Annotated in this window: 15 protein-coding genes; 1 reads left to right on the top strand and 14 read right to left on the bottom strand. The window is 36.9% G+C overall.

Annotated features, from left to right (window positions below):
• Positions 1–19 precede the first annotated feature (19 nt).
• Positions 20–1,471 (top strand): glutamate--tRNA ligase, encoded by a 1,452-nt coding sequence (gene gltX / locus ACXPAV_RS10690; protein WP_458003454.1) that lies wholly within the window; start codon positions 20–22, stop codon positions 1,469–1,471.
• 137 nt (positions 1,472–1,608) lie between these two features.
• Here gltX and ACXPAV_RS10685 read toward each other — a convergent pair whose 3' ends face one another.
• From ACXPAV_RS10685 to alsR, 14 genes are all read right to left on the bottom strand, one after another.
• Positions 1,609–4,218 carry a restriction endonuclease gene (locus ACXPAV_RS10685; RefSeq protein ID WP_458003453.1) on the bottom strand — a complete coding sequence of 870 codons (2,610 nt, stop codon included), beginning with the start codon at positions 4,216–4,218 and terminating at the stop codon, positions 1,609–1,611.
• Between the two features lie 10 nt (positions 4,219–4,228).
• Positions 4,229–5,998, bottom strand: a complete 1,770-nt coding sequence (locus ACXPAV_RS10680; protein WP_458004426.1) for a site-specific DNA-methyltransferase — start codon at positions 5,996–5,998, stop codon at positions 4,229–4,231.
• Between the two features lie 29 nt (positions 5,999–6,027).
• Positions 6,028–6,285: a hypothetical protein gene (locus ACXPAV_RS10675; RefSeq protein ID WP_458003452.1), complete on the bottom strand. Its 258-nt coding sequence runs from the start codon at positions 6,283–6,285 to the stop codon at positions 6,028–6,030.
• A 230-nt stretch (positions 6,286–6,515) separates the two neighbouring features.
• Positions 6,516–7,754, bottom strand: coding sequence for a phosphoglycerate dehydrogenase (serA, locus tag ACXPAV_RS10670; RefSeq protein ID WP_458003451.1), 1,239 nt, complete (start codon positions 7,752–7,754; stop codon positions 6,516–6,518).
• 32 nt (positions 7,755–7,786) lie between these two features.
• Positions 7,787–8,446, bottom strand: a complete 660-nt coding sequence (rpiA, locus tag ACXPAV_RS10665; protein WP_039174530.1) for a ribose-5-phosphate isomerase RpiA — start codon at positions 8,444–8,446, stop codon at positions 7,787–7,789.
• A 132-nt stretch (positions 8,447–8,578) separates the two neighbouring features.
• Positions 8,579–9,727 carry a radical SAM family heme chaperone HemW gene (gene hemW, locus ACXPAV_RS10660; RefSeq protein ID WP_458003450.1) on the bottom strand — a complete coding sequence of 383 codons (1,149 nt, stop codon included), beginning with the start codon at positions 9,725–9,727 and terminating at the stop codon, positions 8,579–8,581.
• Positions 9,724–10,317, bottom strand: coding sequence for an RdgB/HAM1 family non-canonical purine NTP pyrophosphatase (rdgB, locus tag ACXPAV_RS10655; protein ID WP_039090079.1), 594 nt, complete (start codon positions 10,315–10,317; stop codon positions 9,724–9,726). Before rdgB ends, hemW begins: the two co-directional genes overlap by 4 nt.
• A gap of 139 nt (positions 10,318–10,456) precedes the next feature.
• Positions 10,457–10,906, bottom strand: a complete 450-nt coding sequence (gene rpiB, locus ACXPAV_RS10650) for a ribose 5-phosphate isomerase B (RefSeq protein WP_458003449.1) — start codon at positions 10,904–10,906, stop codon at positions 10,457–10,459.
• Positions 10,907–10,915: 9 nt separating this feature from the next.
• Positions 10,916–11,803 (bottom strand): allose kinase, encoded by an 888-nt coding sequence (gene alsK, locus ACXPAV_RS10645; RefSeq protein ID WP_458003448.1) that lies wholly within the window; start codon positions 11,801–11,803, stop codon positions 10,916–10,918.
• Positions 11,804–11,816: 13 nt separating this feature from the next.
• Positions 11,817–12,494, bottom strand: a complete 678-nt coding sequence (gene alsE / locus ACXPAV_RS10640) for a D-allulose 6-phosphate 3-epimerase (RefSeq protein ID WP_458003447.1) — start codon at positions 12,492–12,494, stop codon at positions 11,817–11,819.
• A gap of 15 nt (positions 12,495–12,509) precedes the next feature.
• On the bottom strand, positions 12,510–13,451 hold the full coding sequence (alsC, locus tag ACXPAV_RS10635; RefSeq protein WP_458003446.1) for a D-allose ABC transporter permease: 942 nt from the start codon (positions 13,449–13,451) through the stop codon (positions 12,510–12,512).
• Positions 13,444–14,985 carry a D-allose ABC transporter ATP-binding protein AlsA gene (gene alsA / locus ACXPAV_RS10630; protein WP_335801345.1) on the bottom strand — a complete coding sequence of 514 codons (1,542 nt, stop codon included), beginning with the start codon at positions 14,983–14,985 and terminating at the stop codon, positions 13,444–13,446. The genes alsC and alsA overlap by 8 nt, the downstream gene beginning before the upstream one ends.
• 111 nt (positions 14,986–15,096) lie before the next feature.
• Positions 15,097–16,041 (bottom strand): D-allose transporter substrate-binding protein, encoded by a 945-nt coding sequence (gene alsB / locus ACXPAV_RS10625; RefSeq protein WP_209434492.1) that lies wholly within the window; start codon positions 16,039–16,041, stop codon positions 15,097–15,099.
• Positions 16,042–16,051: 10 nt separating this feature from the next.
• Positions 16,052–16,909, bottom strand: coding sequence for a transcriptional repressor AlsR (gene alsR, locus ACXPAV_RS10620; RefSeq protein WP_458003445.1), 858 nt, complete (start codon positions 16,907–16,909; stop codon positions 16,052–16,054).
• Positions 16,910–17,886 lie beyond the last annotated feature (977 nt).

Here is a 17,886-nt window from a genome sequence, read left to right as displayed (position 1 = left end):
TATTTGTAGGCAGAATATAATGGAAATCGAAAAACTATTTAATTTAGATCCAAATATAACAGTACGTACCCGTTTTGCACCAAGTCCAACAGGCTATTTACACGTTGGCGGAGCAAGAACCGCACTTTACTCTTGGTTATACGCCAAACACAATCAAGGTGAATTTGTACTTCGTATCGAAGACACCGACTTGGAACGTTCTACCCAACAGGCAGTTGATGCTATTTTAGAAAGTATGGAGTGGTTGAGCTTATCTTGGGATCACGGTCCTTATTACCAAACTAAACGTTTTGATCGTTATAATCAAGTGATTGATCAAATGTTAGAACAAGGTTTAGCTTATCGTTGTTATTGTACTAAAGAACGTTTGGAAAACTTGCGCGAACAGCAGGAAAAAAATAAAGAGAAACCACGCTATGATCGCCATTGCTTACACGATCACACACATCACGATCCGAGCGAACCTCACGTTGTCCGTTTTAAAAATCCAACCGAAGGTTCAGTGATTTTTGATGATGCCGTACGTGGAAAAATCGAAATCAGCAACAGCGAACTTGATGATTTAATCATCCGCCGTACTGATGGCTCACCAACTTACAACTTCTGTGTTGTAGTAGATGACTGGGATATGGGGATTACTCACGTAGTGCGTGGTGAAGATCATATCAACAACACCCCACGCCAAATCAATATCTTAAAAGCACTTGGCGCACCTGTGCCACAATATGCACACGTTTCAATGATTTTAGGTGATGATGGACAAAAATTATCCAAGCGTCACGGTGCAGTTAATGTAATGCAGTATCGTGATGAAGGTTATTTACCGGAAGCATTATTAAATTATTTAGTACGTTTAGGATGGGGACACGGTGATCAGGAAATTTTCTCTATTGAAGAAATGGTCAAATTCTTTGATATTCATCAGGTTAGCCGTTCAGCAAGTGCATTTAATACCGACAAATTACAATGGGTAAACCACCATTACATCCGTGAATTACCAGTAGAAAAGGTAGCTCATTATCTTGAATGGCATATGGAAGAGCAAAAAATTAATACCCAAAATGGACCAGAATTAACCGAAATTGTAAAAGCACTAGGTGAACGCTGTAAAACCTTAAAAGAAATGGCAACAGCCAGCCGTTATTTCTACGAAGATTTCAGTGAATTTGATGAAGCAGCAGCGAAAAAACATTTTAAAGCCGCAGCTATTCAGCCATTAAGCGTTGCATTAGAAAAATTGCGTCAACTTTCGGAATGGAAAGCTCACGAATTACATCAAGTGATCGAGCAAACTGCGAATGAATTAGGCGTTGGAATGGGTAAAGTCGGTATGCCATTACGAGTTGCTGTAACAGGATCAGGACAATCCCCATCATTAGATATTACACTCGAACTTATCGGTAGAGAACGTTGCTTAAACCGCATTCAGAAAGCGATTGAATTTATTAAGAATAAAGTGGAAAACGCATAATAACTATTTGAAAAGATAGGGTAACATTGCTCTATCTTTTCAAAATCACTAATAATTAATGTTTTACAATTAAAACTAAAAATCTAAAAGATCATAAACTCATACAAAGCAACTGATAAATTAAATCCTATTTTTCCTTATAATTTCTCTGACAGCTCCACTACTTTCTCCACCACACAATAAGCCAAATCAGAATTTTCTGTTTGCAAATAATCAAAATTTTTACGGGCATAAGCAATTTTCATTTGCTCACTTTCGCGTAATTTCTCTTCCGCCACACCGCGTTGAATGCCTTTGCCTGTATTTTTGGTTTCTGCCACAAAATAGATTTTGCTTTCACCTTTAAACACCACTGCCCAATCTGGGTTGTAATGGCCCAATGGGGTAGGGATTTTAAATTTTTCAGGTAGCTTAAAATAAAATTCCACGTCATCACTGCTTTCGCAATCTTGGGCAAATTGTTGCTCGGTTTGGGAATCTAAGGGGATATAGTTTTCATAAATGGTTTTCTGTTGTTCTGCCACTGCAAAAGTATGCTCATTTTTAAAAAATTCAAAATCCTGAAAGAGCGTCATTGCATAGGTTTTGCCGGCGATTTTGTGGTATTCCACGCCCTCTGCCATTATTTGTTGTAACGCAAGGTTGATTTTTTCGGCAACCAAATCAATAAACTGTTGTGGATTATGGAAAACTTCGGGCAGCCTTTGCGATTGTTGCAAAATCTGGCATAAGCTGATTCGTGTTAAGCCTGTTTTGTTTTGCAAGGCATTGAGCAGGTCAGGAATATGGAATGAAGCACGCACATTGGTTGCCCCTGTTGAGCGATATTGTGTGCTTATGCCTTGTCCATTGATGGTTAAATGGGCTTTTTCGTGGCGGATTTGTATCGCTTCAATAGGCGGCATTTTGCGAATTTTTTCCACCGCACTTTTAATTAACTCTTGTTGTTCAAACTTCACCCGATAAGTGGTTTGATATTGAATGCGTTTCCAAATCTGTTCAAAGTCAGGGTGTAGGCTAAAATCTTTGCGATATTGAACCTGTTTTTTATCTTCACGTTTTTTGATATTGCTCTTGGCAAACTGCACGCCGCATTCTTCTTCAATTTCACGCTGAAGGCTGGTGGCAAATTGTTCATAGCTTTCATTGGCAATCACGGTAAGGATATTTTGGCGGCGATCATAAATCCGTTGCCCTTGCTGATTCACAGGCAGCCTTAATCCACGCCCGATTTCTTGGCGTTTTTTCATTTCGCTGGCGGTGTCGTTTAAGGTGCAAATCTGAAACACATTCGGATTGTCCCAGCCCTCTTTTAATGCGGAATGAGAAAAAATAAACCGCAACGGGTTGTTTAAATCCAATAGCCGTTCTTTGTCTTTCATAATCAGGCGATAAGTGTCGTTATCCGCTTGCGTGCTGCCGTTAGTGTCTTTGGCATTGCCTTTTTTATCTTGAGAAAAATAACCATTATGCACGCCTTGCGGATCGTTGCCTGAAAGTTCGCGATAAATGGCATCAAACCATTGGGCGAATTTACCGCCATTGCGGTAATTATCCACCTTGTCGATAAAAAAGAGGGAAAGCACTTTAATGCCTTGCTCACGCAATTTTTTCTCTTTTTGCAAATGCTCGGCGATGGTGCGGCGGATTTGCATTTGCTGAATTTCGTCTTTTAATTGGGAATAATCCGTTCCTTGATAAATTTCCACGCCATTGGCAAAGGAAACCATTTGCTGATCGGTGTCCATTCCGCTCAAAATAAAGCCATTGCGGTATTGTTCATTTTGATTGGAAAGCTCGAATAAATCTTGATTGGGCTTGACAGTGATGGCTTTTTTCTTCATCGCCTTTTTGTCGTTCACCAATAATTCAATTTTGGCTGACCAGCTTTTTTTGCCCGTTTTGATTTCTTTTAAGGAAAGATAAACACCGTTTAAATCATTGTTTGCCAGTACGCTGTCCACCTCAATTTGCTTCACCAAGCCCAATTCGTAGGCTTGCACGGGATTGAGGCTGTAAACGGGATTGTAGGCATTTTTGTGTGTGGCGGAATAACGCAAGGTAAACAGTGGCTTTAAACTTTCAATCGCTTTACGGCGGGTTTCGGTTTCCATATTTTGCGGTTCATCAATGATCACAATGGGCGATGCCATCTGAATATGTTCAATCGGTGCAATGCCACTTTCTCGAACCATATTCATCACATTGTTTTCTTTCGCGAAAGCATCAATATTGATCACCAAAATATCAATATGGTTGCTTTGGGAAAAGTTTTTTAATGCGGTTAATTGCGTGCTTTTATATTCGCTGTATTTCACGCTCGGATTATCAAACACCGTAGCAAAATGGGATTCGGTAGCACGCAAGGTGTGCAATACGCCCTCGCGAATAGCAACGCTTGGCACCACAATCACAAATTTTTGCCAGCCATATTGTTTATTTAATTCAAAAATGGTGCGTAAATACACATAGGTTTTGCCCGTTCCCGTTTCCATTTCAACGGTGAAATTTTTGCCCTGCTCGGCAATCAAAGTGCGGTCGGTTTTTGCTTTATTTTGTTGCTCGTGTAAATTGTTTTGCAAAACCGCTTCATTCAACTGCAAAGGGCGATTTCCCCTAATATTCTCCGCATTTGGGCTGGTTAAAACCAATCCCTCTTCTTGGGCGTTCCCTTGCCCTTTAAATAATTGCACCACCGCATCAACCGCCTGCAATTGATAATCTAAGGTTTCAAATTGAAGCTGCATTTTCTTCTCCTTAAATCACCCATAAAGCAATATTCGCATCGCTCATTTGCAATTCGGTATTTTTCTTGAATGCGTCATCGCCGTTAAATAAACGATCCAGCATCACCACTTTTTGCGGCTGGCGTGCCATCACGTCATTGATTATTGATTCATTCACTTCATTTAATATCAATGCCACACGCTGATGATTTTCTTCCACCCAATACACTTGATTTTCCCACCGCACGTTTGCCGTGAGGCTAAAGCCCAAACGCAATAATAATTCATACATCATCGCTTGCGTGTCGGTGTCCTCTGCCACAGGGTCAATAAACATTTGCAATTGCTTTTCTAAATCCTCTTCTGTGGGCGTTTGCCATTGTTTGAAATGGCTGCCTGAAAGTTTAAAGGCTTTAAAGCCTGTATCTATAGTTTGATTGGGATATTGCTCGGTGATTTGCTTGCCCGCACGGCGAATGCGTTCTTTGGAAATGTCGGCAATGGTGTGAAAACCTGCTTTAAAGGCTTCGGATTGTTCGCTCGTTTTTTCAGGCAGCTGAACACAAATAAAACGGCGATTGCCACCATCTTCAGCATTGAGTTGCATCACTGCGTGAGCGGTGGTGGCAGAACCTGCGAAGAAGTCGAGGATCAACGAATTAGCATTTCCACCTAAAATCAATATTTGTTTGATCAAATCAACAGGCTTAGGATAATCAAAAAACTGTTTTCCACCCATCAGTTCTTTTAAAGCCCTATTAGCAGAATCCGTATGTCCAACTTCATCATATTCCCAAATGGTTGAGCTTGTTCTCCCTTGTTTTACTTCAGACAAAAATTGTTTAATGCAGGGAACATTATTGCCTTTTACTCCAAACCAAATTCGATTATCGGCAATCATTTCATTAAATTTTTCTTTAGAAACAACCCAACTTCTTCCATTAGCAGGAAAAACTTTTCTGCCACTTGGTGTTGTAATTTCATAAATATCTTTCTGAGTTACACGTCCAACAGATAAGTCTCCAGCTTTCCAAGCTCCACGAGGATCATTATCAGGATTACTATAACGCTTATCTTGCTCTTTTGTTCTAGGCAATAAATTTTGACGATATTCCAAAATATTTTTTGCATAAACAATTATAAAGTCATGATTCTTTGAAAAAAACTTTGCATCATTTTGGATACCATATTTCTTTTTCCAAACCACCTCTGCCACAAAATTCTCTTCCCCAAACACTTCATCACAAAGCAATTTCAATTGGGCTTGTTCATTATCATCAATGGAAATAAAAATCACGCCATCATCACGCAATAAATTTCGTGCCAAATGCAGGCGAGGCAGCATCATATTGAGCCAATTGCTGTGATAATGCCCGTTTTCTTTGCTGTTTTTCACAAAGGCACGCTTAAGTTTGCCCGCTTCGTCTTTATCGCCTACTTTTTCCGCATAATCGGCTTGGCTGTCGGCAAAGTTATCTTTATAGATAAAATCGTTCCCCGTATTATACGGCGGATCGATATAAATCATTTTCACAGAATTAAAATAGGATTTTTGCAGAATTTTGAGGACTTCTAGGTTTTCACCCTCAATAAACACATTTTGCGATTGAGCAAAATCCACACTCTCCGCCTCGCAAGGGGTAAGCGTTTGTTGCGTTGGGGTTTGTAAAACCTGATAGGCTTCGGATTTTCCTGCCCAGTTGAGGGTATAACGATCGGGATGAGTGGCGATTTCGTTGGCAAATAATTGTTTAAACTTTTCAAAATCGATTTGCTGTTCAGAAAAAATTTCAGGAAGCAGGGATTTGAGTTGCGAAAGCTGTTGCTCCCTTAACGAAAGATGGTCAAGCTGCTGTGCTGTGCTGTGCTGTGCTGTGCTGTGCTGTGCTGTGCTGTGCTGTGCTGTGCTGTGCTGTGCTGTGCTGTGCTGTGCTGTGCTGTGCTGTGCTGTGCTGTGCTGTGCTGTGCTGTGCTGTGCTGTGCTGTGCTGTGCTGTGCTGTGCTGTGCTGTGCTGTGCTGTGCTGTGCTGTGCTGTGCTGTGCTGTGCTGTGCTGTGCTGTGCTGTGCTGTGCTGTGCTGTCAGGCATTGTAATTTTCCTTTTTTAACTGTCAATAGTTAAAAAATTTTTTATTTTACAAACCTAATACTTCATAAATCAATTATATTTTACTATTTTTGATGCTATCAATTAATAAACCCATAATAGAAACTCTTTCGTTATGAACATTATGAACCATTTAAGCTAAAACAGCTCTTACTTAACAATAAGAGCTGCTTCTATTTTAAATTACATATGCTCTATACAAAGTAAAAAAACTAATACAAAACTCTCGCCTTAATTGTGCCGTCAATCTGCTTCAATTTTTGCTGCAAACTTTCTGTGTTTTCTGATTCAACATCAATAACAACATAACCGATTGTTTCATCAGTCTGCAAATATTGTGCGGCAATATTGACACCATCATCTACAAAAATTTGGTTAATTTTATTCAAAATACCCGGTCGATTATGGTGAATATGCAATAACCGTTTTGCTTTCACTAAACTGTGGCTCGGCAATGATACTTCAGGGAAATTCACTGCAGTAACAGTTGAGCCATTGTCAGAATATTTGACAAATTTACTTGCCACTTCCGTACCTATATTCTCTTGTGCTTCAGAAGTTGAACCGCCGATATGTGGAGTTAAAATCACATTCTCAAAACGGCATAACGGTGATTCAAACGCTTCATTAATAGAAGCCGGCTCTTTTGGGAATACATCAATTGCTGCGCCACGTAATTTTCCAGCTTCCAATGCTTTGGTTAAAGCATCAATATCCAACACGGTTCCACGGGCGGCATTTATCAAAATTGCCCCTTGTTTCAATTGTGCGATACGCTCTGCACTCATCAAATTTTTAGTAGAGCTGTTTTCTGGTACGTGTAAAGAAACCACATCGCTCATTGTTAATAACTCTTCCAAAGTGCGAACCTGTTGTGCATTACCCAATGGCAATTTATTTTCAATATCATAAAAATAAACACGCATTCCGAGCGATTCGGCAATTACACTCAATTGCGAGCCAATATGACCATAACCGATAATGCCAAGGATTTTACCTCTTGCTTCGTTTGAACCTGCTGCTGATTTATTCCATACCCCTCGATGCACCTCAAAATTTGCTTTCGGCACATTGCGCATTAACAACAACATCTCACCTAAAACCAATTCTGCTACCGAACGAGTATTTGAAAATGGTGCGTTAAATACCGGAATACCACGCTGTTTTGCTGCTTCTAAATCCACTTGGTTAGTACCGATACAGAAACAACCAATTGCAATTAATTTATGTGCGTGCTGCAACACTTTTTCAGTTAAATGAGTACGGGAACGGATACCGATGAAATGAGCATCTTTAATCGCTTCAATTAACTCTTCTTCATCAAGGGCTTTTTTATGATATTCGATATTGGAATAACCGGCATTATGTAACACCTCTAATGCACTCTCGTGCACGCCCTCCAACAACAAGAATTTAATTTTTGCTTTATCTAATGATACTTTAGCTGTCATATTTGCATTTTCCTTTATTATATATGTGAAATCTATTTGAGAATTTGTGCGCCGTCAGGGCTGCCAACAATCACGATATCTGCCGGACGCAACGCAAAAATACCGTTGGTTACCACACCAGCAACATTATTTAACTCTTTCTCCATCTCAACAGGGTTAAGAATTTTAAAATTGTGTACATCCAAAATAATATTGCCGTTATCAGTAACTACCCCTTCACGATATTCCGGCGAGCCCCCCAACGCCACTAATTTACGCGCAACTTGAGAACGTGCCATTGGAATCACTTCAACTGGCAATGGAAAAGTTGAGCCTAATACATCAACTTGCTTAGAACGATCTACAATACAGATAAATGTTTTCGCCAATGCTGCGACAATTTTTTCTCGGGTTAATGCCGCACCACCACCTTTAATCATCATTTTATACGGTGTAATTTCATCTGCTCCGTCAACATAAATATCTAAGCCGGAAACATCATTGGCACTGAACACTTCAATACCCTGTGCAAGCAACAATTCTTCCGAATTTTTTGAGGCTGCTACCGCACCTTTAATTTTATGTTTAATTGTTCCTAATGCTTCAATAAAACAATTTACTGTGGAGCCGCTACCTACACCAACAATTGTATCTGCTTTTACATATTGTAATGCCGCATTTGCTGCCATTTTCTTCATTGTTAATTGATCCATTTTGCCATCCTTTCATTCAACTTTTGGTATTTCAATTCATAGAACAACATATACAGCATTGTCCAATAAATTGCTCGTTCGGTAAAACATTAACTCTTTCCGCATAAGATCAAGTTTACCATTGAATAAATTTTAATCGCCAGAAGAGTTTGATAAAAAAAGCGTCAGCAAATCATTTAGAAATAGTTTACCGTGTTTAGTAATTTGCCAGCTCTTTGCCCGTTCTACAATATAATCCTGTTTTAATGCTTCGTCTATCTGCTTTTCAATCACATTCAAACCTAATCCAGTAAATTGTTCAAAATCCACTTTCGGTACAGCTTCCAACAACCTAAAACGATTCATAAAAAATTCAAACGGACGATCTTCCAATTCCACATAATGCTGTTGATAACGATATTGTCCCTGCAAATAACCTCTCGGATGTTTGGTTTGAGAATAACGTAAAATTTGACCGTCTTTAAAACTCACTTTACCGTGAGCACCACAACCAATCGCTAAATAATCACCGAATCGCCAATAATTTAAATTGTGTTCACATTGAAAACCTGGTTTTGCATATGCTGATGTTTCATACTGCTGATAACCGGCGGCAAGCAACTTTTGATGCCCTGATTCAAAAATTTTCCAAAGATCATCATCATTCGGCAGACGAGGTGGTTTGCTAGCAAACAGTGTATTCGGTTCAATTGTTAATTGATACCAAGAAAGATGTGGTGGCGCTAACGCGATTGCTTGCTCCAAATCCGACAACGCCTCATCCACACTTTGATTCGGCAATCCGTGCATTAAATCCAAATTAAAACGTGTAAATCCAGCTGATTTAGCAAAAGTTACTGCTTTTTTCGCTTCATTACTGTTATGAATACGTCCCAACAGTTGTAACTGTTGATCGTGAAAACTCTGCACTCCCATAGAAAGCCGTGTTACTCCTGCCTGGCGATAACCTAAAAAACGTTGCGCTTCTGCTGTTCCAGGATTAGCCTCCAAGGTAATTTCAATATTCCGACTAAATGGAATACGCTGTGCAATTTGGGCTAATAAAAAATTAATACTTTCCGCAGAAAATAAGCTGGGAGTACCTCCACCAATGAAAATAGAATGTAATTGCCGCTGCTGAACAAATTTGAGCTGTTGATTTAAATCCGCCAGCAAATGTTGAATATACTGCTGTTGCGGAATTTCGCCTTTTTGTGCATGCGAATTAAAATCACAATAAGGGCATTTCTGCACACACCAAGGAATATGAATATATAAACTGAGAGGAGGTAAAACTATCATTTTAATTGCTGTTGTAACTTAATTAACGCTCTTGCCCGATGTGAAATCTGCTGTTTCTCCGCCTTACTCAATTGTGCAAAAGTCGCTTGTTTTTCAGAATAAAAGAATAACGAGTCATAACCAAAGCCATTTTCTCCAATCTCTTGTTCGGTAATCACTCCCTCACACTCTCCCTGAGCAATAATCGGTACTGGATCATCCGCTGATCGCAATAACACAATACAACTGACAAATTTCGCATTCCGTTTTTCTACTGAAACACCTTCCAACAAGCGTAACAACTTCGCTCGATTATCTGCATCGCTAGCGTGTTCTCCGGCAAAACGAGCCGAATATAATCCCGGTTGTCCATTTAAATAATCCACTGCCAAACCGGAGTCATCCGCTATCGCCGGCAATCCACTGATTTTTGCAGCGTGTCGAGCCTTAATCAGCGCATTTTCAACAAATGTTAAACCCGTTTCTTCCGGACTTTCGATTCCTAGTGCAGTTTGCGCCACTACTTCAAACCCAAATTCTGCTAAGACATTCGCCATTTCATTGACTTTTCCTTGGTTACCTGTCGCTAAAATGATTTTTTGTTTTTTCATTAAATTTCTATCCTATTTTGCTCTGCTTAGGAAAAGAAACGCACGCTGAATATCCAACATTAGCGTGCGTTTTAGACTAATTAAAAAGTATAAGGATTTGACAATATTTCAGCAATATTTTCTTTATTGATATAGCATATCAATATTGATGATGTTCAAATCGAGTTATCATATCCAAACGTTGTTGATGACGTCCACCCTCATATTGTGTATTTATCCATAATGTTGCTAATGCTAAAGCTTTTTCTGGCGATACTACTTTAGCTCCAAAAGCAATAATATTACTATCATTATGTTCTCTAGACATTAATGCACTATACTCGTCTGCACATAGTGCACAACGGATATGAGGGAATTTGTTAGCAGCAATAGAAATACCAATACCCGTACCGCAAATCAAAATTCCACAATCCGCATCTCCATTCTGAATTGCTAAGGCAACTTTTTCTGCATAAAGGGGATAATCTGTTCTTTGTTCATTAAATGTTCCCTCATCCAATAATTCATATCCCTGTAATTTTAATTTTTCTATTAAAAATGCTTTATGATTTATTCCAATATGATCTGAACCGATAGCAATTTTTTTCATAATTCCACCTCACAATATTGCCCGCAATGCTGCTCCGATAGCGCCATTAAAATCTGAAGATTGAGCCTGATAAAATTCAATTCTGTTATATGGCAATGGTTTACGAATCATTGTTAAACAATGCTGTTTTAATTGATGGTATGGAAAATTTTCCATATCCATCACTCCGCCTCCTAGAACAATACAATCCGGATCAAATAAATTAATCACCATTGCGATAGATTTAGCTAAATTTTGCAAATAATCTTGTACAAATTTTGTATCTAACGCATAAATAAAAAGTTCATTGAAAGGATAAGTAGGCTGTTCACTGTTATACCATTCCTGTAATACTCTTCCTGAGCAAACTGTTTCTAAACAACCATAATTACCACATTGACACTTTTTATTTGCATTTCCATAAGGTATATGTCCTAATTCTCCCGCAACACCATTTTGCCCAACAAAAATATTACCTTGTTGATAGATAGCAAAACCTAATCCTGTGCCTAGATAAACCCCAAGTACAGCAAACTCCTGTAGATTAAAATGATGCACGTCATAAAGTAATTGCAAATTGACATCTCGTTCTAATCGTACAGAACAATGGAAAGTTTCCTGTAAATATGGAATCGCATTATTTAATTGTTCTAACTTAATAGGTAAATTTGGAACAGACAGTATCTGTTGTCTATCTTTGGAAATAGCTGCAGGCATTCCAATAACGATTTTGGATATATCAAAATTAGAACAATAATGAAAAATAAATTCCCTAATACCTGATAAAAAGTCCTTTCCTATTATTTCACTCGTTTTATTTTTTTGAGTTAATAATATTTCTTTTTGAGGGTTAATCACACAAATACGAATATGTGTTGCCCCCATATCAATACCGACAACAACTTTTTGTTTTTGCATATTTCCCCCATACTTAATTATGAGATTCATTAATAGATTGCATCATTATATTCCATGCTATTTCAATATCAGGATTATTATTAAATAACCCTGATGAACCAACGATAAATACATCAGCGCCAACATTGAGTAATGTTTTAAATGTTTTTGGATTACATGAACCATCTATTTCAATAAGATAATTTAATTTATTTTTCTCCCTATATTGTTTCAATTCTTCAATTTTATCTAACATTTCTGGAATAAATGGTTGACCTGCAAACCCCGGATCTACTGTGAGAACAGTAACTTTATCTATTTTATGCAAATAATATTTAGCTGCTTCAATAGGTGTTTCCGGATTAAAAATTAATCCTATTTTCATATCTAACTTTCTAATTTTTTCAAAAAGCCTAAAAGCCTGACCTGAAATAGTTTCTACGTGTAACGTAATCATATCTGCTCCAGCTTTTGCCAGATCATCAATATAATTCTCCGGTTTAGTTACCATTAAATGACAATCTAGAGGTTTACTTGCAATTCGATTCACTTGCTGAACAAAAAAAGGCGATAATGTTAAATTAGGTACATAATGCCCATCCATAATATCAATATGAAAATAATCAACGTGTTGATCTAAAAATTCTATTTGTTGTTTAAATTTAAGAAGATCCATACACATTAATGATGGAGAAATTAATATTTTTTTCATTTGTATAATCCTTATTTAACGACTAATTAAACGATCTAAAGCCACTGCTGCAATAATAAGTCCACCCATAACCACTAATTGATAATAGGTTTGCACTTGCAAAATATTTAAACCATTATTAATCACACCTATGATTAATCCCCCAATAACGACAGAGAAAATACGTCCTTTTCCTCCAAAAAAACTCGTTCCTCCAATAATAGCGCTTGCGATTGCATATGTTTCAAAACCAATACCTGCAAGGGGTTCAGCTGCGCCTAATCTAGCTGTAGAAACAATCCCTGCAAACCCAGCACAAATACCAGAAATAATAAAAACAACTAAAGTATGGAATTTCACATCTATTCCGGAATAATAAGCAGATTCACGATTACCGCCTAAAGCATAAATATTTCTGCCTAAACGCATTTTAGTAGTTAGTACCCATAACACTGCTGAAACGGTAAGGGCAAAAATAACTGGTACAGGAATACCAATAACGTCTTGAGCAAAAAAGTTTACGAAATCAAAGGAAAACCCATAGATTGAATTAGCGTCTGAAATTACTAAGGTAACGCCTCTAAAAATCGCATTTGTACCTAAAGTAATAATAAAAGGATGTAATCCGGTATAATTGACAAGCAAACCATTGATAGCCCCAAGTCCACCACCAATAACAATACTACCGATTAATGCAGCCCAAAAAGGATCGATCCCCATCAACATTAATTTAGCAGTAACCATACCTGATAATGCTAAGATTGCACCAACAGACAAATCTATACCTGCAATTAAAATAGCGAAGAACTCACCTACACCAATAAGTACTGTTACTGAACTTTGTACAAAAATTTGCTGGATATTATTCGCTGTTAAAAAATATTGTGGTGAAAGGAAACCAAAAATCACAACAATAATACTAAGGATAAAAAATGTGCCATATTTATCCCAGAATTGGGGAAAATTTACTTTACTCATAAACAACTCCTGAATTTAAGGGAAGGGCATAACTCATAATCTGTTCTTCACTCAATGAAAAATTATTTTCTAGAATGGTAGCTATCTTGCCTTCTCTATATACAGCAATACGATCACAAACTGACATAATTTCTGGAAGTTCTGAAGAAACCATTAATATAGCTTTTCCAGCTAAAGCTAACTCTCGCATAATTTTGTAGATTTCTGCTTTTGCTCCTACATCAATTCCTCGAGTAGGTTCATCAAAGATTAAAACATCAGGCTGGCAAGCAACCCACTTAGCAATAATCACTTTTTGCTGATTACCACCTGACAACTCTGTAATATTTTGAGTAATTGATGCACATTTTATGTGTAAATCCTTTTGTTGTTGCAGTGCAGTATTCTTTTCTAAAGTCGCATTAATAAACCCTAATGCACCTTTAAACTTTCCTGATTTAAGACTTGTGCTAATAGCTATATTCTGTTGAATAGAAAAATTGGCAAAAAAACCATTCCCTCGTCTATTCTCCGTAATATATGCCATTCCTCTTTTTACTGCTTGAAATGGTGAGTTAGGTGTGATGTCCTGCTGGTGTAAATAAATTTTTCCACTTACTTTTTTATCCACCCCAAAAATACAATTCATTAATTCTGTTCTACCAGAACCTACTAACCCCGCAAATCCAAGTATTTCACCTTTTTTTAGCTCAAATGAAATATCATTGACTTGCTTAGTTTTCTTACCAATAAGATTTTTCACTGCAAAAATTACTTCATTGGAAGGAGATCTTGATTCAGCAGTAAAACGAGATTGCAATTCACGCCCAACCATCAAACGAATAATGTCATCGTTACTAACATCTTTAATAAATCCTGATGCCACACTACTACCATCTTTTAACACGGTATAACGATCACAAATTTGCCGAATTTCATTTAATTTATGAGAAATATAGATGAGAGCCTTACCATCTGCTTTTAATTGCTTCATTACAACAAATAAAAACTCAATTTCAGTATTGGTTAATGATGATGTTGGCTCATCCATAATAATAATATTGACATCAGATATTAATACTTTTGCAATCTCTACCATTTGTTTATATGAAATAGACAAATTAGCAACTTTCTCATCTAGATCTACTTTAATGCCTAAACGCAATAAAGTAATTGCCGCTTGTTTTCTCATTTTCTGCCAATCAACCAGCCTCACCCCTAAAACAGTCTTATAGAGTAACCGTCCGATATAAAGATTTTCTAAAACAGAAAGTTCGTCTATTAAACTTAACTCTTGATAAATAATGCCTATCCCAAGCGTTGCAGCTGTTTTATGATCCAAGCAAGAATAAGATTTCCCTTTGATAATAATCTCTCCAGCACTTGGTTTATGTAACCCAGAAAGAGCTTTCATTAAGGTAGATTTTCCTGCCCCATTTTCTCCAAGCAATGCCTGAATTTCGTGAGTATAAATATCAAGATCTACATTTTTCAGTGCTTGTACTGCGCCAAAATTTTTAGCAATTCCTTTCATCTGAACCAAAAGTTCTGACATAATTCCTCCTAATCACTAAATTACAGACAGATCACTCCCATATCAGCAATAACCTGTCTGCTGATAATGCAAATTTAAGTGCCATACACTAAGTTGATTTAGTGTTTTCTTTTATTTTGTGATTAGAATAGAATCAACTGTTTCAAATTTCGGCTCTTGATCTACAGCTATTTTTTTACCTGATTTGACGGCATTTACTAATAACTCTAATCCTCTAGCACCAATCTTGGCAGGATCTTGAGCAACAGTAGCTGTCAATTTACCTTCTGCGACCATTTTTCTTGCTTCAGGTACTCCATCTGTACCCACTACAATCACAGTATCTAACTTACTAGCATTCACTACAGCTTGTGCAGCCCCCATAGCCATTGTGTCATTAGCCGCATAAAATGCTTTAATTTTCGGATTACGAGATAGGACATTAGTTGCAACATCTAACGCTTTGATACGATCCCAATCAGCCGGCTGACTGGCGACCAATTTTATTTGTGGGTTTTTCTCAAAAACCTCTTTCGCTCCACGGCGTCTTGCTTCTCCTGAGGCATTGCCCGCTTTACCTTCTATAATAGCGACTTCACCACCTTGTGAACCTAACCTATCAACGATAAACTGAGCCGCTTTAGCTCCTACAGCAACATTGTCTGTTGTAATGAAAGCTTCTACATTACCCTTTGCTTTATGTAAATTATCTAAATCTATTTTTTCATCTAAATTGACTAAATAGATACCTTTCTGATAGGCTTTTGCTGTGGGAATGACAAGATTTGCGGGAGAAAGCGGGGCAAACGCAATACCTTTATAATTCTTGTTAATAAGATCTTCAAACAACTGGAGTTGTGACTGGTAGTCTCCTTCTGATGGTGAAGCAAAAACATCAACTTCCACATCCATTGTTTTTGCTTGTTCTTCAATACCTTGTTTCATTCCCACCCAAAATGGATTAGATAACGTTTTTAAAATCACTGCATAATCTGCGGCAAAGCTATTACCATTAACTGAACAAAATAAGCCAGCTACAGCCATACAAGAAATAAGTTTTTTCATTGATTTCTTCATAGTTCAATCCTCATTTTTTCCTAAAATATTCTGTTACTAACGAAGTTTTCTCTAAATTCTGCTCAGAAAATTGAATATCTTGTTTTGCAACAGAAACAAAGAACGCATCAACTAAAATTAATTGTAAAATTCTTGCTGATGCATTTTTCCCCAAAAGAGGGGTATTCGGTGCTGGTGTACAAATCACAAAATCCGCTAATTCAGCTATTGGAGAAATATTACTATGCGTAATACAAATAATTTTAGTGCCATTCTGTTTAGCGATTTTAATTGCCTGTAATAAGTCGCTCGTTTTCCCTGAATGAGAAACAACCAAAACAACATCGTCTTTAGTTAATAAAGATGCAGACATCATCATTAAATGAATATCTCGATAACTATTACAACGTACGCCAATGCGTAAAAATTTATGAAAAATATCATCACAAATCGTACTAGAACCACCAGCAGCATATAAATCACGTTGTTTAGCATTAAAAAAACATTCTGCCGCACGCTCCATAATTTCAGGAGATACTATAGACTTTCCCTCAGAAATAGTTTGGTACGATAAATTGAATACTTTATCTATCAAATCCCGAGTAGTATCACTCTTTGATAATTCAAAATTTTCAATTTCTTGGCTTTTTAGTTGCTCTGCTAAAACAGCTCTTAACTCCCTAAATCCAGTGAATCCTAGTAATTTTGCTACTTTTACAATTAAAGCTTCTGAAACGCTCAATTCATTAGCCACTTCTTTTAGAGAAGTTTGATAATCAAATTTGCTAGGATTAAGCAGGTAATCAATAATTCTTTTCTCTGTTACCGTCATTTTTTCTTGCTTCATTCTTATCTTAGGAATGAGAGAGTTTTCTGTACTAATATTCATAAAACTTTATCTTTTATTATTTGTTGTAAAATTATATGCTTTTATATCATATTTTTTAGGCAAAAAAAGAGATCAACTTCACAAAAACAATTATTTTATAAAGTATTGGTGAGATAGGGCATCGTTTTGGTAATGTAATGCAAAACAAGGAACATCCACTACCTACGGTTTATAAGGTATTGCTACATATAAAAAATTTACGACTAGGTAACTCAAAAATACACTTCTAGAAAAACACTGAGCAATTTCAATGTCAACTACGATCAATTGTTAAAATTAAAAATTTATGGAGAGTTATAAAATTATATGGATGCGATAATCACAATCGAATTATAAACATATATTATTGATTATAAATAATATTTAGTTTTACAAAATTATTCCGTGTTACTTCCTGTGTTACTAAAATCAAAAGTCAATCGAGAAATAGAACATTATTTAAACAAATTTTAATTCCTTTTTTATAGTGCCGGCAAAATCTGCAAATTCTTGATAGCTTTGTTCTTATTCTTTTATATTGAGATATGCAATTTTGCATATCAATAAAAGCCAGTAAAAACTGTAATAGCGATAAAATTGAGTTCCGGAGGCGGTTGTTTGGGCTTTTTTCGCTGAACTTTTACCCACACTATACATTAAAAGGTACTCCTGAGGGGATAGCCTTTCCACGGGGTTGCTGGCTCGTGGTTTTTGGCAGTTTTTTTGCATTTCTAGTCATCATCATCTTTCTATTAAAAGCTATTTATCTGGGTGATCGTATTTAGTGTTTTTATAGCTATTTTTACTTGTCTAGCAATGGTTTATAGGGTGATCAATTAAAGGCTAATTATGCCAATTATTTTTAAGAAAGGATGTCGGTTGTTGGTGGTGGATCTGATGTTTTACGGACTTCAATATTTTGGCTTTTAATAGTGGATCTTATTACCATAATTCAAACAAATAAGCCGTTATAATTATATTATCCTAATGCTTTTTTA

Source organism: Gallibacterium sp. ZY190522 (genome assembly GCF_054166015.1).
The sequence above is the reverse complement of the archived record's forward strand: the minus strand, read 5'-3'. Positions and strand labels throughout refer to the sequence as shown.

Bases quoted from the DNA above. Each gene is read 5' to 3' on its own strand.
- gltX (WP_458003454.1), top strand. From the start codon at position 20: ATGGAAATCGAAAAACTATTTAATTTAGATCCAAATATAACAGTACGT.
- ACXPAV_RS10685 (WP_458003453.1), bottom strand. From the start codon at position 4,218: ATGCAGCTTCAATTTGAAACCTTAGATTATCAATTGCAGGCGGTTGAT.
- ACXPAV_RS10675 (WP_458003452.1), bottom strand. From the start codon at position 6,285: ATGCCTGACAGCACAGCACAGCACAGCACAGCACAGCACAGCACAGCA.
- serA (WP_458003451.1), bottom strand. From the start codon at position 7,754: ATGACAGCTAAAGTATCATTAGATAAAGCAAAAATTAAATTCTTGTTG.
- rpiA (WP_039174530.1), bottom strand. From the start codon at position 8,446: ATGGATCAATTAACAATGAAGAAAATGGCAGCAAATGCGGCATTACAA.
- hemW (WP_458003450.1), bottom strand. From the start codon at position 9,727: ATGATAGTTTTACCTCCTCTCAGTTTATATATTCATATTCCTTGGTGT.
- rdgB (WP_039090079.1), bottom strand. From the start codon at position 10,317: ATGAAAAAACAAAAAATCATTTTAGCGACAGGTAACCAAGGAAAAGTC.
- rpiB (WP_458003449.1), bottom strand. From the start codon at position 10,906: ATGAAAAAAATTGCTATCGGTTCAGATCATATTGGAATAAATCATAAA.
- alsK (WP_458003448.1), bottom strand. From the start codon at position 11,803: ATGCAAAAACAAAAAGTTGTTGTCGGTATTGATATGGGGGCAACACAT.
- alsE (WP_458003447.1), bottom strand. From the start codon at position 12,494: ATGAAAAAAATATTAATTTCTCCATCATTAATGTGTATGGATCTTCTT.
- alsC (WP_458003446.1), bottom strand. From the start codon at position 13,451: ATGAGTAAAGTAAATTTTCCCCAATTCTGGGATAAATATGGCACATTT.
- alsA (WP_335801345.1), bottom strand. From the start codon at position 14,985: ATGTCAGAACTTTTGGTTCAGATGAAAGGAATTGCTAAAAATTTTGGC.
- alsB (WP_209434492.1), bottom strand. From the start codon at position 16,041: ATGAAGAAATCAATGAAAAAACTTATTTCTTGTATGGCTGTAGCTGGC.
- alsR (WP_458003445.1), bottom strand. From the start codon at position 16,909: ATGAATATTAGTACAGAAAACTCTCTCATTCCTAAGATAAGAATGAAG.